13 protein-coding genes are annotated in these 16061 nt (G+C 69.8%); 10 read left to right on the top strand and 3 right to left on the bottom strand.

Going from position 1 to position 16061, the window contains the following annotated elements; translation table 11 throughout:
* Positions 1-93: 93 nt before the first annotated feature.
* Positions 94-711, top strand: a complete 618-nt coding sequence (locus tag ACZ39I_RS15095) for a TetR/AcrR family transcriptional regulator (RefSeq protein ID WP_467244846.1) — start codon at positions 94-96, stop codon at positions 709-711.
* A gap of 135 nt (positions 712-846) precedes the next feature.
* Here ACZ39I_RS15095 and ACZ39I_RS15090 read toward each other — a convergent pair whose 3' ends face one another.
* A complete protein-coding gene (locus ACZ39I_RS15090; protein WP_352392132.1) occupies positions 847-2223 on the bottom strand; it encodes a cation:dicarboxylate symporter family transporter in 1377 nt (458 codons plus the stop codon).
* A 151-nt stretch (positions 2224-2374) separates the two neighbouring features.
* On the opposite strand from ACZ39I_RS15090, the gene ACZ39I_RS15085 reads away from it, so the two are divergent.
* From ACZ39I_RS15085 to ACZ39I_RS15065, 5 genes are all read left to right on the top strand, one after another.
* Complete coding sequence (locus ACZ39I_RS15085) at positions 2375-4174, top strand: sensor histidine kinase (RefSeq protein ID WP_467244845.1); 1800 nt, start codon at positions 2375-2377, stop codon at positions 4172-4174.
* On the top strand, positions 4171-4863 hold the full coding sequence (locus ACZ39I_RS15080; RefSeq protein ID WP_467244844.1) for a response regulator: 693 nt from the start codon (positions 4171-4173) through the stop codon (positions 4861-4863). Before ACZ39I_RS15085 ends, ACZ39I_RS15080 begins: the two co-directional genes overlap by 4 nt.
* A 98-nt stretch (positions 4864-4961) precedes the next feature.
* Positions 4962-6323, top strand: coding sequence for an extracellular solute-binding protein (locus ACZ39I_RS15075; RefSeq protein WP_467244843.1), 1362 nt, complete (start codon positions 4962-4964; stop codon positions 6321-6323).
* The gene (locus tag ACZ39I_RS15070) at positions 6320-7180 is read left to right on the top strand and encodes a carbohydrate ABC transporter permease (protein ID WP_467244842.1); all 861 of its coding nucleotides are present in this window, start codon (positions 6320-6322) and stop codon (positions 7178-7180) included. Before ACZ39I_RS15075 ends, ACZ39I_RS15070 begins: the two co-directional genes overlap by 4 nt.
* A 2-nt stretch (positions 7181-7182) precedes the next feature.
* On the top strand, positions 7183-8025 hold the full coding sequence (locus ACZ39I_RS15065; protein WP_467244841.1) for a carbohydrate ABC transporter permease: 843 nt from the start codon (positions 7183-7185) through the stop codon (positions 8023-8025).
* A gap of 576 nt (positions 8026-8601) precedes the next feature.
* Here ACZ39I_RS15065 and ACZ39I_RS15060 read toward each other — a convergent pair.
* Positions 8602-9051, bottom strand: coding sequence for a PPOX class F420-dependent oxidoreductase (locus tag ACZ39I_RS15060; protein ID WP_467244840.1), 450 nt, complete (start codon positions 9049-9051; stop codon positions 8602-8604).
* A 187-nt stretch (positions 9052-9238) separates the two neighbouring features.
* Between ACZ39I_RS15060 and ACZ39I_RS15055 the strand changes: the two genes are divergently transcribed.
* Positions 9239-9943, top strand: coding sequence for a helix-turn-helix domain-containing protein (locus ACZ39I_RS15055; protein WP_352392135.1), 705 nt, complete (start codon positions 9239-9241; stop codon positions 9941-9943).
* 51 nt (positions 9944-9994) lie between these two features.
* Here the strand turns inward: ACZ39I_RS15055 and ACZ39I_RS15050 are convergent, their stop codons facing one another.
* On the bottom strand, positions 9995-11020 hold the full coding sequence (locus ACZ39I_RS15050; protein WP_352392136.1) for an ATP-dependent 6-phosphofructokinase: 1026 nt from the start codon (positions 11018-11020) through the stop codon (positions 9995-9997).
* A gap of 183 nt (positions 11021-11203) precedes the next feature.
* Here ACZ39I_RS15050 and pta point away from each other — a divergent pair, with 183 nt between their 5' ends.
* From pta to pyk, 3 genes are all read left to right on the top strand, one after another.
* Positions 11204-13303, top strand: a complete 2100-nt coding sequence (gene pta / locus ACZ39I_RS15045) for a phosphate acetyltransferase (RefSeq protein WP_467244838.1) — start codon at positions 11204-11206, stop codon at positions 13301-13303.
* On the top strand, positions 13300-14514 hold the full coding sequence (locus ACZ39I_RS15040) for an acetate kinase (RefSeq protein WP_467244837.1): 1215 nt from the start codon (positions 13300-13302) through the stop codon (positions 14512-14514). Before pta ends, ACZ39I_RS15040 begins: the two co-directional genes overlap by 4 nt.
* An 83-nt stretch (positions 14515-14597) precedes the next feature.
* Positions 14598-16025: a pyruvate kinase gene (pyk, locus tag ACZ39I_RS15035; RefSeq protein WP_352392139.1), complete on the top strand. Its 1428-nt coding sequence runs from the start codon at positions 14598-14600 to the stop codon at positions 16023-16025.
* Positions 16026-16061 lie beyond the last annotated feature (36 nt).

Here is a 16061-nt window from a genome sequence, read left to right as displayed (position 1 = left end):
TCAGCGGTCTTGCACAGCGATGTGCATTTGCTCAACGCTGTGCAATGTACGCTTGCTGCACAGCGCTGTGCAAGTCCAGCCGGTGGGGGCACAATGGCGGCCATGACCACGGGCCACTCCAGTCGCGCCGAAGCCAACCGCCGCCACATCCTCGATGTCGCACTCGCCGAGCTGCTGCGCGACCCGGATGCGTCCATGGACCAGATCGCGCGCGCCGCGGGCGTCGTGAGGCGGACCGTGTACGGGCACTTCCCCAGCCGTGAGGCGCTGATCAGCACGCTCGTCGACGGGGCCGTGGAGGCGGTGGCGGCCGCCGACGCGGCGGGACGCGAGGGGATCGACGATCTGGCGCAGGCCGTGGCGGGCTCCGTGCTCGAGGTCTGGAAGGTCGCCGACCGCTACCGCATCCTGGTCGCGCTCGCCCAGCGCAGCGTCACGATGGAAGGCATCATCGAGCGGCTCGCCCCCGTGCGCCAGGCCTCCACCGAACTGCTCCAGCGCGGTCTCGACGAGGGCGTCTTCGTCTCACCGCTGCCGGCGCCCGCGCTGGCGTACGTCCACGAGCAGATGATGTTCGCGGTGATGGAGGCGGTGAACCACGGGCTGCTGGACGCAAAAGAGGCGGGCCGCTCCGCCGCGGTCACCGTTCTGACCGCGGCGGGCGTACCCGCCTCTCTGGCCACCGCGCTGGTGGCGAAACTGAGCGACTGAGCTGTTCTTCGGGAGTGGGTCCGGGCGGCCGAGCTACGGGGGAGTACTCGGCCGCCCGGGGCGGGAGCCGGGCCCGGGTTCAGGTCGGGCCCGACCCGGCTCTGTGTGGCCGTACGGCCATCGGCGTCCGGCCGGTCAGGCCTTGGCCAGCTCCTTCTCGCCGCCCTGCTCGGGGATGTCCGCCGTGACGTCCTCGTCGTCGTGGTCGAGGAGCGTCTTCTCGTCGAAGGGCAGGTGACCGGCGAGCACCTGGTCGACGCGCTCGCGGTCGATCTCCTTGGTCCAGGTGCCGATCAGGACGGTGGCGACGGCGTTGCCCGCGAAGTTGGTCAGGGCGCGCGCCTCGCTCATGAAGCGGTCGATGCCGACGATCAGGCCGATGCCGTCCACCAGGGCGGGCTTGTGCGACTGGAGACCGCCCGCGAGGGTCGCCATGCCGGCGCCGGTGACACCGGCCGCGCCCTTGGAGGCGACGAACAGGAAGAGCAGCAGCGGGATCTGCTCGCCGACCGACATCGGCGTGCCCATGGCGTCGGCGATGAACAGGGACGCCATGGTCATGTAGATCATGGTGCCGTCGAGGTTGAAGGAGTAACCGGTCGGGACGGTAATGCCGACCACCGGCTTGCTGATGCCCAGGTGCTCCATCTTCGCGATGAGCCGGGGCAGGGCGGACTCCGACGACGAGGTCGACAGGATCAGCAGGAACTCACGGCCCAGGTACTTGAAGAGCGTGAGGATGTTGAGGCCGGCGATCACCCGCAGCATGACGCCGAGCACGATGAAGACGAAGAGGAAACAGGTGACGTAGAAGCCGAGCATCAGGACGGCGAGGCTCTTGAGGGCGTCGACGCCCGCGGAACCGACCACCGCCGCCATGGCACCGAACGCGCCGATCGGGGCGGCCCACATCACCATGGCGAGGATGCGGAACACGAGCCGCTGGATGTGCTCGACCCCGCGCAGGACCGGCTGCCCGGCCGAGCCCATGGCCTGCAGCGCGAAGCCGGCGAGCAGCGCGATGAGCAGGGTCTGCAGCACCTCGCCCTCGGTGAAGGCGGAGACGATCGTGGTCGGGATGATGCCGAGCAGGAACTCGGTGGTGTCCTTGGCCTCCGCGTCCACCTGTGCGTGGCCGGCGTCCTTGATCGCGTCGGTCACCGCGAGACCCGTGCCCGGCTCCAGGATGTTGCCGACGACCAGGCCGATGCCCAGGGCCACCAGCGACATGATCGTGAAGTAGAGCAGGGCGATACCGCCGACCGCGCCGACCTTGGCGGCCTTCCGCACCGAGCCGATGCCCAGCACGATCGTGCAGAAGATGATCGGCGAGATCATCATCTTGATCAGGTTGACGAACCCGGTGCCGATCGGCTTCAGCTCGACCGCGAAGTCGGGGGCGACCAGACCGACGGTGATACCGAGGGCGACCGCGACGATCACCGCTATGTACAGGTAGTGAGTGCGGTCCTTTTTGACTGCGGGTGCCCTCTCGGGGGTGCTGGCGGCCACGGCTGCCCTCCTTGACGTCTTCGTCGGTATGACCGGCGTGCGGCTCACGTCCGGGCTTCTGAAGGAATGCCGTGACTATCTCCCGCCCTGTGAGGGCGGTCACCCTTCCGTTCATTTAGTTCACAATCAGCCATGGAGGCACACTGACGACATGCGCATCCCCGTACCGAGACCCCGGAGCCTCGCGGCCCAGCTCTTCGCCATGCAGGCCGTGCTGATCGCCGTGGTCGTGGCGGGGTACGCGCTGTTCACCTACGTCAGCGACCGGGGCCAGGCCGAGGACGCGGCGCGGGTTCAGGCCAGGGCCGTGGCGCGGGCGGTCGCGGACTCGCCGTCCGTGCGGGCGGCCATCGGCACGCCTGATCCGACGGCACGGCTCCAGCCGTACGCGCTGCGGGTCATGGCCGACACCGAGGTCGACTTCGTCACGATCATGAGTCCGCAGGGCATCCGCTGGACCCACCCCGACAAGAAGGAGATCGGCAAGCACTTCCTCGGCAACACCGAGCGCGCGCTCAGGGGCCAGACGTTCACGGAGACCTACACCGGCACGCTGGGCGCCTCGGTTCGCGCGGTCACTCCGGTCGAGGACGACCACAGGCACGTCATCGGGCTGGTCAGCGCCGGGATCCAGGTCGAGAAGATCAGCGAGCGGGTGCAGGGCCAGCTCGCCGCCCTGCTCGGCGTCGCGGGCGGCGCGCTCGCGCTCGGCGCCGTCGGCACCTACGTCGTCAACGCCCGGCTGCGCCGGCACACCCACGGCATGAACGCGGCCGAGCTCAGCAGGATGCACGACTATCACCAGGCCGCCCTGCACGCGGTGCGCGAGGGACTGCTGATGCTGGACGGGCAGTACCGTGTCGCGCTGATCAACGACGGCGGACGGGAGTTGCTGGGCGTGTCCGCTCAGGACGGGGTGATCGGGCGGTCGGTGGCGGACCTCGGGCTGCCGGCGCCGCTGACGGGGGCGCTGCTGTCCTCCGAGCCACGGGTCGACGAGGTCCATCTGACGTCCACGCGGGTCCTGGTCGTCAACACCTCCCCGGTTTCCGGCGGAGAGCAGCGCGGCACCGTGGTCACCCTGCGCGATGTGACCGAACTCCAGTCCCTGATGGGCGAGTTGGACTCCGAGCGGGGCTTCACCCAGGCGCTGCGCTCGCAGGCCCACGAGGCGGCGAACCGGCTGCACACGGTCGTCTCGCTGATCGAACTGGGCCGCGCGGAACAGGCGGTGGGCTTCGCGACGGCGGAGCTGGAGCTGGCGCAGGCACTCACGGACCAGGTGGTGGCGGCGGTGAGCGAACCGGTGCTGGCCGCCCTGCTGCTGGGCAAGACCGCGCAGGCGAACGAGCGGGGCGTGGAGCTGGTCGTGTCGGAGGACAGCCGCCTGGACGACGGGCTGCTGCCGGACACGCTCCCCGCCCGGGACCTGGTCACGATCCTCGGCAACCTCATCGACAACGCGGTGGACGCGGCGCAGGGCAGCATGCGGGCGCGGGTGACGGTGACGGCATACACGGCGGGCACGGAGGGCACGGCGGGCCGCGGGCTGGTCCTGCGGGTCTCGGACACCGGCGCGGGCGTGGACCCGGCCCACGCCGAGGCGGTCTTCCAGCGCGGCTTCTCGACGAAACCGGCGGGCCCGGGCGGCCGCGGCCTGGGCCTCGCACTCGTACGGCAGACGGTCAACCGCTGCAAGGGCACGCTGACCGTCGCGGAGGCGGAGGGAGGCGGCGCGGAATTCGAGGTACGGCTCCCTCTGGGGGGCGAGCTCGAAAGCACCACGGCCTGGGAAGCCTCGCCGGTCCCGGAAGGCCCTGCCGCTCCCGAACACACCACAACCCCGGACCGCCCCCCTGCCCCCGCGAACGCCACAGCCCCGGAAGACCCCCCGCCGCCCCCCGGCTCCCCGGCCCCCGGACGTGCCACCCTCCCCGGAGGCCAGATATGACCGCGCCGCAGCCCATCCGTGTCCTGGTCGTCGAGGACGATCCGGTCGCCGCCGACGCGCACGTGCTGTACGTCAACCGCGTCCCCGGCTTCACGGCCGTCGGCAAGGCGCACACCGGTGCCGAGGCCCGGCGGCTGCTGGACCGTACGGCCGTGGACCTGCTCCTGCTCGATCTGCATCTGCCGGACGGGCACGGCCTCCAGCTGGCCCGTCAGCTGCGCGCGGCCGGGCATCAGGCGGACGTGATAGCGGTGACGTCGGCCCGGGACCTGACGGTCGTCCGGGAGGGCGTCTCGCTGGGGGTCGTGCAGTACGTGCTGAAGCCGTTCACCTTCGCCACCCTGCGCGACCGGCTGATCCGGTACGCGGAGTTCCACGCGTCGGCCGGTGAGGCGAGCGGTCAGGACGAGGTGGACCGCGCGCTGGCCACACTCCGGGCGCCGGGCCCGGCCGCCCTGCCGAAGGGGCTCAGCGCGCCGACCCTGGAGCGGGTGACGGTGGCGCTGCGGGACTGCGAGGAGGGGCTCACCGCGACCGGTCTCGCCGAGGTGGTCGGGATCTCCCGGATCACGGCCCGCCGCTACCTGGAGCATCTGGTCGACGCCGGCCGGGCGGCCCGCAGCCCGCAGTACGGAACGGTGGGGCGCCCGGAGTTGCAGTACCGATGGGTCACCCGACAGCAGCCCTAGGGTCCTTCTGGTGCACGCTCATTGACCTGACTAGACCACTCCTCTTACGTTCACACGGCAGCCGTCCCGGCCACAACGACGTGAGCCCGTAGGAGGTCATGCCCGTGCGCCCCACCGCCGTACTTCCCTCCCTGCTCGCCACCGCCCTCGCCGCATCCGCCCTCACCGCCTGCGGAGGCGGTTCCGGCAGCGATCCGGACACCGTGAGGGTCTCCTTCAAGCAGTCCACGGACAACTCGATCCACGTGATGGACGACTATCTCGCGGACGTCAAGAAGCAGTTCGAGAAGGCGAACCCCGGCAAGAAGGTCGAGCTCGTCCCCATCAAGGCCCCGGACTCGGAGTACTACACCAAGCTGCAGCAGATGCTCCGCTCCGCGAAGACCGCGCCCGACCTGGTCTACGAGGACACCTTCCTCATCAACTCCGACATCACCAGCGGGTACTTGAAGCCGCTTGACGCCTATCTCGCCAAGTGGCCCGACTGGAACCGGTTCATCGACACCGCGAAGGCCGCGGCGAAGGCGGAGGACGGCAAGACGTACGGCGTCCCGGACGGCACCGACACCCGGGGGCTCTGGTTCGACAAGGGGATCTTCGCCAAGGCCGGGCTGCCCGCCGACTGGCAGCCCAAGACCTGGGACGAGGTCCTCGACGCCGCCCGCACCATCAAGCGCCGGGTCCCGGACGTCACGCCCCTCAACGTCTACACCGGCAAACCCGCGGGCGAGGCCGCCACCATGCAGGGCTTCGAGATGCTGCTCTACGGGACCGAGGACCGCCTGTACGACGAGTCCGCAAGGAAGTGGATCGCCGGCAGCCAGGGCTTCAAGGACGCCCTCTCCTTCGTCGAGACGGTCTACCGGGAGAAGCTCGGCCCGGACGTCTCCACCGCCCTCGACCCCAACATCCAGACCATCGTCCGCGGCGATCTGCTCCCCAAGGGCAAGCTCGGTATCAACCTGGACGGCTCCTGGCTCCCGCAGGACTGGCTGCCCGGCAGCGGTCACGAATGGCCCCAGTGGTCCAGTGAGTTGGGGCTCGCGTACATGCCGACCCAGCACGGCCAGGCCCCCGGCAAGGTGAGCATGTCCGGCGGCTGGACCTGGGCGGTCCCGGCCAAGGCGGGCAACCCCGATCTCGCCTTCGACTTCATCAGGACGCTGCAGACCAAGGCCAACGCCCAGAAGTGGTACGTCGCCAACTCGGGCATCTCGGTACGCGAGGACGTGGCCGCGGACCCCGCGTACGCCAAGGCCCAGCCCGGCATCGAGTTCTTCACCGACCTGGTCGCCAGCACCCACTACCGGCCCGCCTACCCGGCGTATCCGAAGGTCTCCACCGCGATCCAGGAGGCGATGGAGGGCGTGACGACCGGTGACACCTCCGTCGAGGCGGCGGCCAGGAACTACGACGACTCGCTCAAGGAGGCCACGGACGACCAAGTGATCGACAAGTGAACCGGCGCTCCCTCGCCCGCGCCCTCCCGGTCACGCCCGCGCTCGTCCTGCTGCTCCTCTTCCTCGCCGGACCCATCGCCTACTGCGCCTACATCGCCTTCACCGACCTGCAGTTGACCGGTCAGGCCGAGTCGTCCTTCGTCGGCTTCGAGAACTTCCGCACGGCGTTCCAGGACGAGGAGTTCCTCAACGCCGTATGGCTGACGCTGGTGTTCACGGTCGTGTCGTCGCTGATCGGGCAGAACACCCTGGGCCTGGCGCTGGCGGCGCTCATGCAGCGCGCCTCGAAACCCGTGCGCACGCTCACCGGCGGCATCGTCATCACCGCGTGGGTGCTGCCCGAGGTCGTCGCGGGCTTTCTCCTCTACGCCTTCTTCCGCAAGGAGGGCACGTTGAACGCGGTGCTCGACCTGCTCCATCTCCCGTCCCAGAACTGGCTGTTCACCCTGCCGATCCTGGCGGTGTCCTTCGCGAACGTGTGGCGGGGCACCGCCTTCTCGATGCTGGTCTACACGGCGGCCCTGGGGGAGATCCCGAGGGAGATCACGGAGGCCGCCGAGGTCGACGGCGCGGGCGGCTGGCGCCGGATGTGGCACATCACCCTGCCGATGATCCGGCGCTCCATCGGCACGAACCTGATGCTCAACACCCTCCAGACCCTCTCGGTCTTCGGACTGATCTGGGTGATGACGAGGGGCGGGCCGGGCGACAAGAGCCAGACCCTGCCCCTCTTCATGTACGAACAGGCCTTCCAGAACAGCATGATCGGCTACGGCACCGCGGTCGCCCTGCTGCTCCTCCTGGTGGGGTCCCTCTTCTCCGTGGTCTACATGCGCCTGCTGCGGACGGAGGTGTGACCATGGCCCGCGCACACTTCGCCGACCGCCGCCGCAACCACCGACTCGCCGCCGACGCGGGGCTGTTGGCGGTCGCGGCCGCGTTCGTGCTGCCGCTCGCCTGGGTGCTCCTGTCGGCCCTGGATCCGCACGCGGACCTCAGGGCGAAGGTCCCCGACGGTGTCACCCTCGGGAACTTCGACGCGATCCTGACCTCGGAGATCACCTTCACCCCGCTGCTCAACAGCCTCATCCTGTGCGGTGGGGCGACCGGGCTGACGGTGGTCTGCGCGGCCCTCGCGGCCTATCCCCTGTCCCGCTTCCGCTCCCGTCTCAACCGGCCGTTCCTGCTGTCGGTCCTCTTCGCGACCAGCCTGCCCATCACGGCGATCATGGTTCCGGTCTACGCCCTGTTCGTGCAGGTCGACCTGATCGACACCCTCCAGGGCACGATCCTGTTCTTCGCCGCGTCCCAACTCCCCTTCGCCATATGGCTGATGAAGAACTTCATGGACGGCGTGCCGAAGGAACTGGAGGAGGCCGCCTGGACGGACGGCGCGGGCTCCCTCCAGTCGCTCGTCCGGATCGTGCTGCCTCTCATGGGCCCCGGAGTCGCGGTCGTGACCGTCTTCTCCTTCGTCATGATGTGGGGCAACTTCTTCGTCCCGTTCATGCTGCTGCTCACCCCGGACCAGATGCCGGCATCCGTCAGCATCAACGAGTTCTTCGGCAACCGCGGGATGGTGGCGTACGGCCAGCTCGCCGCGTTCTCGATCGTCTACTCGACACCGGTGATCCTGCTGTACGTGCTGATCGCGCGGCGGCTCGGCGGGGGCTTCGCGCTGGGCGGGGCGGTCAAGGGGTGACCTGCCGCCGCCTCTCCGACGACTTCGGGAAAGTCCGGCCCGGCTCCGGCGACCCGGCCTGGGGCGTCCGGACTCATCGACACGGTCTCGGGACCCGGCGTGGCCGGCACGGTCCGTGGCGTGGGCGCCTTTCATGAGGTCGGCCCGGGGCCACGAGCCCGGTACAGCCACCAACTGCCGGACGCGGCCGAGGTACGAACCCGGAAACGCGGCTGACCCGCACGACCGACCACGACCACGAACCCGGAGCACAACCGCCACCTGCCGGACGCGGCCAGCGTACAAACCCGGAGGACGCGCCTGCCACTCCCCTCGGCGGGCCGAGGACACGAACCCGGAACCCAACGGCCGTCCATCGGGCGCCGGCGAGGTACGAACCCCGAACACGGCCGCCATTTCACACGGCCGACCGGGGCACAAGCCCAGAACACCGCTGCCACTCCACTCGGCCGACCACTACCACGAACCCGGAGCACGACTGCCGCCTGCCGGACGCGATCAAGGTTCACGGGGGCGTCAGCCGGTCGCCGGGGGCCGCGTGAGCGGCGCGTCATCCCCGGGCTCGGCAGCCCGTGCTCACTCCTCCGGCAGCACCCCCGGCCGGAACGGCTCCACCCCCACCACCCTGCGCACCCGCACCGGCTCGATCAGCAGCATCACCCGCCGCTCGCCCGCCAGCAGCCACGGGTAGCGCTCCTCGCCGATGTACTTCTGCGTGAGCCGGTCCATGGAGCGCTCCGCCTCCTCGCCCTCGACGAAGCGCACCACCCGGCCCCGGATCTCGACACGGTCGTAGGGGTTCTCGGGGTCGTGGTGGGAGAGGGAGACGTTCGGATTGCGCCGCAGGTTTTGTTCCTTCACACGTCCGATCGCCGTGTTGACCATGACGTACTCACCTTCGAGGTCCGCCCACATGGGCGAGACCTGCGGCGCTCCGTCCGGACCGACGGTGGCGAGATGCCAGAAGTTCGGCGCCAGCAGCCGCTCGCGAATATGCCCCTCTACCTTGCCATTCACTTCGTACACGAAGATCGCACCTCTTTCCGGCCACCCGTGCGGGCACCCGGCGCCATCCTCGCCACCGCGTCCGCGCCGCCGACAGACGATCTTCGGCCAGCCCGAACCCACGGTCGAAACCGTAGGTTCGCACAATCCGTGATACTGGCCGAACAGACCGTAGTCACCGCACGACCGCGCCCCTAGCTTGTGGGCCGTGCGCCGACCACCCGCCCTGCCGAACCAGCCCGGACCGCCCTTCGACAACCTCACCGCCCGCAGACTCCGTGTCGCCCTCGGCATGGGGCCCGAGCACGTGGCCTACGGGCTGCGCGTCTCGTACGGGCTCCCCTACGTCACCCCTGATCTCGTCGTCGCCTGGGAACGCGGGACCCTCTGCCCCACCAGTCCGGAACTCACCGCTCTCGCGGGCGTGTTGTGGTGCTCCCCCGGTGAACTCATCGGCCGCCCCCGCACCCTGCGCGAGCACCGCGTCGCGCGCGGCATCGCCCCCGAGGACGTGGCCCGTGCCGTGGGACTCGAACTGCTCGCCTACCTCGGCATGGAGGAACACGACGAGTGGCGCGGCACCGACCGCCAGTCCGCCGCCCTCGCCGATCTGCTGGAGCTGACCCTGCCGGACTTCGTCGCCGTCACGGGCCGCGAGAAGCGGCTCGCCGAATGCCTGCGCGGCGCGGTCAGCACCCGCTGGCAGGCCTACGTCCGTCAGATCGCGAAGATCGTGCCCCTGGACCGGCGCCTGGTGGAGGAGACCCTCATGGACCTGCACCGGCAGTACCAGGGGCAGATGGTGTCCACCCTGAGCTGGGGCGGGGGCGGCGAACGCTCCGGCGAGGCCGGCCAGGAGTTCCTGGCCGAGATCGTGGAGCGGTTCTGGGAGGCGGTCGAGACACGGCCGTAGCACGAGACGGCCGACAGACGGCCGTAGGACGGCGACCGCCCGGACGCGCGCCTAGAAGACCGACTCCACCTCGTCCATCCGGTCCTTCGGGACCGTCTTCAGCTCGGTGACCGCCTCCGCGAGCGGCACCATCACGATGTCGGTGCCCTTGAGCGCGGTCATCCGGCCGAACTCGCCCCGGTGCGCGGCCTCCACCGCGTGCCAGCCGAAGCGGGTGGCCAGGACCCGGTCGTACGCGGTGGGGACGCCGCCGCGCTGGACGTGGCCGAGGATGACCGGCTTGGCCTCCTTGCCGAGCCGCCGCTCCAGCTCGTACGCCAGGGCCGTGCCGATGCCCTGGAAGCGCTCGTGGCCGTACTTGTCGATCTCGCCCGTGCCGTAGTCCATGCTGCCCTCGGCGGGGTGGGCGCCCTCGGCGACGCAGACCACGGCGAACTTCTTGCCGCGGGCGAAGCGCTCCTCGACCATCTTGACCAGGTCGGCCGGGTCGAAGGGGCGCTCGGGCAGGCAGATGCCGTGGGCGCCGGCGGCCATGCCGGACTCCAGGGCGATCCAGCCCGCGTGCCGGCCCATGACCTCGACGACCATCACGCGCTGGTGGGACTCGGCGGTGGTCTTGAGGCGGTCCATCGCCTCGGTGGCCACGCCGACCGCGGTGTCGAAGCCGAAGGTGCGGTCGGTGGAGGAGATGTCGTTGTCGATCGTCTTCGGGACGCCGACGACCGGGAGACCCGCGTCGAACAGCATGCGGGCGGCCGTGAGGGTGCCCTCGCCGCCGATCGGGATCAGCGCGTCGATGCCGAACTCGTGGATCATGTCGGAGGCGCTCTCGCACGCCTCGCGCAGCCGGTCGCGCTCCAGGCGGGAGGAGCCGAGGATGGTGCCGCCGCGGGCCAGGATGCCGCTGACGCTGTCCAGGTCCAGGGCGCGGTAGCGGCCGTCCAGGAGGCCGGAGTAGCCGTCCTCGAAGCCGATGACCTCGTCGCCGTAATTGTCGACCGCTCGGTGCACGACCGACCGGATCACTGCGTTCAGCCCCGGGCAGTCGCCGCCTGCGGTGAGAACTCCGATGCGCATCGTGCTGTGTCTCCTGCTCGCTGTTGATACCGGTGAGCCAGGTCCGATTCTTTCACGTCCCGCACAGCAACGTCGCATCCCATGCTGACGGGCGCCTTATCCATCGATCGGGGTACTGTCAAGAGGGTTCTGCTCACCTAGGTGGGCGATTTTTATGCCGTCCAGGAAACGGAGTGAGCTCGCGTGACCCGCAGCGTGTACGTGACCGGGATCGACCGCGGCGACGGCCGCCAGGTCGTCGAGCTGGGGGTGATGGAGCTGCTGACCCGCCAGGTCGACCGGGTGGGGGTGTTCCGGCCGCTGGTGCACCACAGTCCCGACCGGCTCTTCGAGCTGCTGCGCGCCCGTTACCGGCTCACCCAGGACCCGGCCACCGTCTACGGCCTCGACTACCAGGAGGCCTCCGCGCTGCAGGCCGAGCGCGGCACCGACGAGCTGGTCTCCACCCTCGTCGACCGCTTCCACCTGGTGGCCCGCGACTTCGACGTCGTCCTGGTCCTCGGCACCGACTTCGCCGACACCCAGCTGCCGGACGAGCTCGCGCTCAACGCCCGGCTCGCCAACGAGTTCGGCGCCTCCGTGATCCCGGTCGTGGGCGGCCGCACGCAGCCCGCCGAGTCGGTGCTCGCGGAGACCCGCAACGCCTACCGGGCCTACGACAGCCTGGGCTGCGACGTCCTCGCCATGGTCACCAACCGGGTGGCCCGCGAGGACCGCGACGAGATCGCCGAGCGGCTCCGGGGCCGTGTGCCCGTGCCCTGCTATGTCGTGCCGGACGAGCCCGCGCTCGCCGCACCCACCGTCGCCCAGATCGGGCAGGCCCTCGGGGCCAAGGTGATCCTCGGCGACGACTCCGGGCTCGCCCGGGACGCGCTGGACTTCGTGTTCGGCGGCGCGATGCTGCCGAACTTCCTGAACGCCCTGACCCCGGGCTGCCTGGTGGTCACCCCGGGCGACCGCGCGGACCTGGTCGTCGGCTCGCTCGCCGCGCACAGCGCCGGCACCCCGCCGATAGCCGGCGTGCTGCTCACCCTGAACGAGGTGCCGAGCGACGAGGTCCTCACCCTCGCCGCCCGCCTGGCCCCCGGCACCCCGGTGCTCTCGGTGGCGGGCAACAGCTTTCCCACCGCCGCCGAACTCTTCTCCCTGGAAGGGAAGCTGAGCGCGGCCACGCCCCGCAAGGCGGAGACCGCGCTCGGTCTCTTCGAGCGGTACGCCGACACCGCCGAGCTCGCCCGCCGGGTCTCCGCGCCGAGCAGCGACCGCCTCACGCCGATGATGTTCGAGCACAAGCTTTTGGAGACGGCCCGCTCCGACAAGCGCCGGGTCGTGCTCCCCGAGGGCACCGAGCCGCGCGTGCTGCACGCGGCCGAGGTCCTGCTGCGCCGGGGCGTCTGCGACCTCACGCTGCTCGGCCCGGTCGACCAGATCCGCAAGAAGGCCGCCGACCTCGGCATCGACCTCGGCGACTGCCGGCTGATCGACCCGGCGACCTCCGAACTGCGCGACGCCTTCGCCGAGAAGTACGCGGCCCTGCGGGCCCACCGGGGCGTCACCGTCGAGCTCGCCTACGACGTCGTCTCCGACGTGAACTACTTCGGCACGCTGATGGTCCAGGAGGGCCTCGCCGACGGCATGGTGTCCGGCTCGGTGCACTCCACGGCGGCGACGATCCGCCCGGCCTTCGAGATCATCAAGACCAAGCCGGACGCCGACATCGTCTCGTCGGTCTTCTTCATGTGCCTCGCCGACAAGGTGCTGGTGTACGGCGACTGCGCGGTGAACCCCGACCCAGACGCCGTGCAGCTCGCCGACATCGCCATCCAGTCGGCCGCGACCGCCGAGCAGTTCGGCGTGCAGCCGCGGATCGCGATGCTGTCGTACTCCACCGGTACGTCGGGCTCGGGCGCCGACGTCGACAAGGTGCGCGAGGCCACCGAGCTGGTACGGCAGCGGCGGCCCGACCTGAGGATCGAGGGGCCGATCCAGTACGACGCCGCGGTCGAGCCGACGGTCGCGGAGACCAAGCTGCCGGAGTCGGACGTGGCCGGGCAGGCAACGGTCCTGATCTTCCCGGACCTCAACACGGGCAACAACACCTACAAGGCCGTGCAGCGTTCGGCGGGCGCGATCGCCGTCGGGCCGGTGCTCCAGGGTTTGCGCAAGCCCGTCAACGACCTGTCCCGGGGCGCCCTCGTCTCGGACATCGTCAACACCGTCGCCATCACGGCGATCCAGGCCCAGACCTCGACCCTCGCGACAGAAAAGGCCACCGCACAGTGAGCGCCACCCGCGTCCTCGTCCTCAACTCCGGCTCGTCGTCGGTCAAGTACCAGCTGCTCGACATGCGGGACAGCAGCAGGCTCGCGGCGGGGCTCGTCGAGCGCATCGGTGAGCAGTCCGCCCGGCTGAAGCACACGCCTCGGGGCGGCGAGTCGCGTGAGTGGACCGGCCCCATCGCCGACCACGACGCCGCCCTGAAGGCCATGGCCGAGGAGCTGTCGAAGGACGGCCTCGGCCTGGACTCCCCCGAGCTGGCCGCCATCGGGCACCGGGTCGTGCACGGCGGCAAGACCTTCACCGAGCCGACGGTGATCGACGAGACCGTGCTTGCCGAGATCGAGCGGCTGATCCCGGTCGCCCCGCTGCACAACCCAGCCAACCTCACCGGCATCCGCACCGCGCGGGCGCTGCGGCCGGACCTGCCTCAGGTGGCCGTCTTCGACACCGCGTTCCACACCACGATGCCGGAGTCCGCGGCGCGCTACGCGATCGACGTCGAGACCGCCGACGCCCACCGCGTCCGGCGCTACGGCTTCCACGGCACCTCGCACGCGTACGTGTCCCGGGCGACCGCGAAGCTGCTCGGCAGGGCGCCCGAGGACGTCAACGTGATCGTGCTGCACCTGGGCAACGGCGCGAGCGCCTCCGCGGTCCGGGCCGGCAGGTGCGTGGACACCTCCATGGGGCTGACGCCTTTGGAGGGACTCGTGATGGGTACCCGCTCCGGAGACCTGGACCCCGCCGTCATCTTCCATTTGATGCGTGTTGGCAAAATGTCCACGGACGAGATCGACACTCTTCTCAACAAGAAGAGCGGGTTGATCGGCTTGTGCGGGGACAACGACATGCGGGAGATCCGCCGCCGGGTCGACGAGGGCGACGAACAGGCGAAGCTCGCATTCGACATCTACATTCACCGGTTGAAGAAGTACATCGGCGCCTATTACGCGGTGCTCGGCCGCGTGGACGCGATCGCGTTCACGGCCGGCGTCGGGGAGAACGCGGCACCGGTGCGCGAGGCCGCCGTGGCGGGCCTGGAGTCCCTGGGCCTGGCGGTGGACGACGCGCTGAACACCGTACGGAGCGACGGGCCGCGACTGATCTCGCCGGCGGACGCCCGGGTGGCGGTGGCCGTGGTGCCGACGGACGAGGAATTGGAAATCGCGACACAGACCTACGCACTGGTCGAAGAAAAAGCGACTGAGCAGTAACCGCAACTGAGCGCGACCCCGCCCATTTGTATCTTCCGCCAGACGGAATATTCCGCAGGGAAACAAACCGATAGGATCGCTCCATGCGCCGTTCGAAAATCGTCTGTACTCTCGGCCCCGCGGTCGACTCCCACGAGATGCTGGTCTCGCTGATCGAAGCCGGCATGAACGTGGCCCGTTTCAACTTCAGCCACGGCACGCACGCCGAGCACCAGGGTCGGTACGACCGCGTCCGTGCCGCCGCCAAGGAGACCGGCCGGGCCATCGGTGTCCTCGCCGACCTGCAGGGCCCGAAGATCCGCCTGGAGACCTTCGCCGAGGGTCCGGTGGAGCTGGAGCGCGGTGACGAGTTCGTCATCACCGCCGAGGACGTCCCGGGTGACAAGACCATCTGCGGGACGACCTACAAGGGCCTGCCCGGTGACGTCTCCCGCGGCGACCAGATCCTCATCAACGACGGCAACGTCGAGCTGAAGGTCCTGGACGTCGAGGGCCCGCGGGTCAAGACGATGGTCATCGAGGGCGGTGTCGTCTCCGACCACAAGGGCATCAACCTGCCCGGCGCGGCGGTCAACGTCCCCGCGCTGAGCGAGAAGGACGTCGAGGACCTCCGTTTCGCGCTGCGCATGGGCTGCGACATGGTCGCGCTGTCCTTCGTCCGGGACGCCAAGGACGTGGCCGACGTCCACAAGGTGATGGACGAGGAGGGCCGCCGGGTCCCCGTCATCGCCAAGGTGGAGAAGCCGCAGGCGGTGGACAACATGGAGGACGTCGTGATGGCGTTCGACGCCGTCATGGTGGCCCGCGGTGACCTGGCCGTCGAGTACCCGCTCGAGAAGGTCCCCATGGTGCAGAAGCGCCTCATCGAGCTGTGCCGCCGCAATGCCAAGCCGGTGATCGTGGCGACCCAGATGATGGAGTCGATGATCACCAACTCCCGCCCGACCCGCGCCGAGGCCTCCGACGTGGCCAACGCGATCCTGGACGGCGCGGACGCGGTCATGCTGTCGGCGGAGTCGAGCGTGGGCGCGTACCCGATCGAGACCGTCAAGACGATGTCGAAGATCGTCGTCGCCGCCGAGCAGGAGCTGATGTCCAAGGGCCTGCAGCCGCTGGTCCCCGGCAAGAAGCCCCGCACCCAGGGTGGTTCGGTCGCCCGCGCGGCCTGCGAGATCGCCGACTTCCTCGGTGGCCGGGGCCTGGTGGCCTTCACCCAGTCCGGCGACACCGCCCGGCGCCTGTCGCGCTACCGCGCGCAGCAGCCGATCATCGCCTTCACCACCGACGAGAACACCCGCAACCAGCTGGCGCTCAGCTGGGGCGTGGAGTCGCACGTGGTGCCGTTCGTGAACACCACGGACGAGATGGTCGACATGGTCGACCAGGAGATCGCCAAGATCAACCGCTTCAACCCGGGCGAGATCGTCATCATCACGGCCGGCTCGCCCCCCGGCGTCGCGGGCACCACCAACATGCTGCGGGTGCATCACCTGAGCGGCGCGGCCCAGTAAGAGGCTGACAGCAAGAGGCCGTACGACACCGAGGGC

The organism is Streptomyces sp. NPDC024687 (assembly GCF_055559055.1).
Note: the sequence above shows the minus strand (reverse complement) of the source record. Positions and strands in the feature narration are given on the sequence as shown.

Coding starts and splice junctions, on each gene's coding strand:
- ACZ39I_RS15095 (WP_467244846.1), top strand. CDS start 94: ATGGCGGCCATGACCACGGGCCACTCCAGTCGCGCCGAAGCCAACCGC.
- ACZ39I_RS15085 (WP_467244845.1), top strand. CDS start 2,375: ATGCGCATCCCCGTACCGAGACCCCGGAGCCTCGCGGCCCAGCTCTTC.
- ACZ39I_RS15080 (WP_467244844.1), top strand. CDS start 4,171: ATGACCGCGCCGCAGCCCATCCGTGTCCTGGTCGTCGAGGACGATCCG.
- ACZ39I_RS15075 (WP_467244843.1), top strand. CDS start 4,962: ATGCCCGTGCGCCCCACCGCCGTACTTCCCTCCCTGCTCGCCACCGCC.
- ACZ39I_RS15065 (WP_467244841.1), top strand. CDS start 7,183: ATGGCCCGCGCACACTTCGCCGACCGCCGCCGCAACCACCGACTCGCC.
- ACZ39I_RS15050 (WP_352392136.1), bottom strand. CDS start 11,020: ATGCGCATCGGAGTTCTCACCGCAGGCGGCGACTGCCCGGGGCTGAAC.
- pyk (WP_352392139.1), top strand. CDS start 14,598: ATGCGCCGTTCGAAAATCGTCTGTACTCTCGGCCCCGCGGTCGACTCC.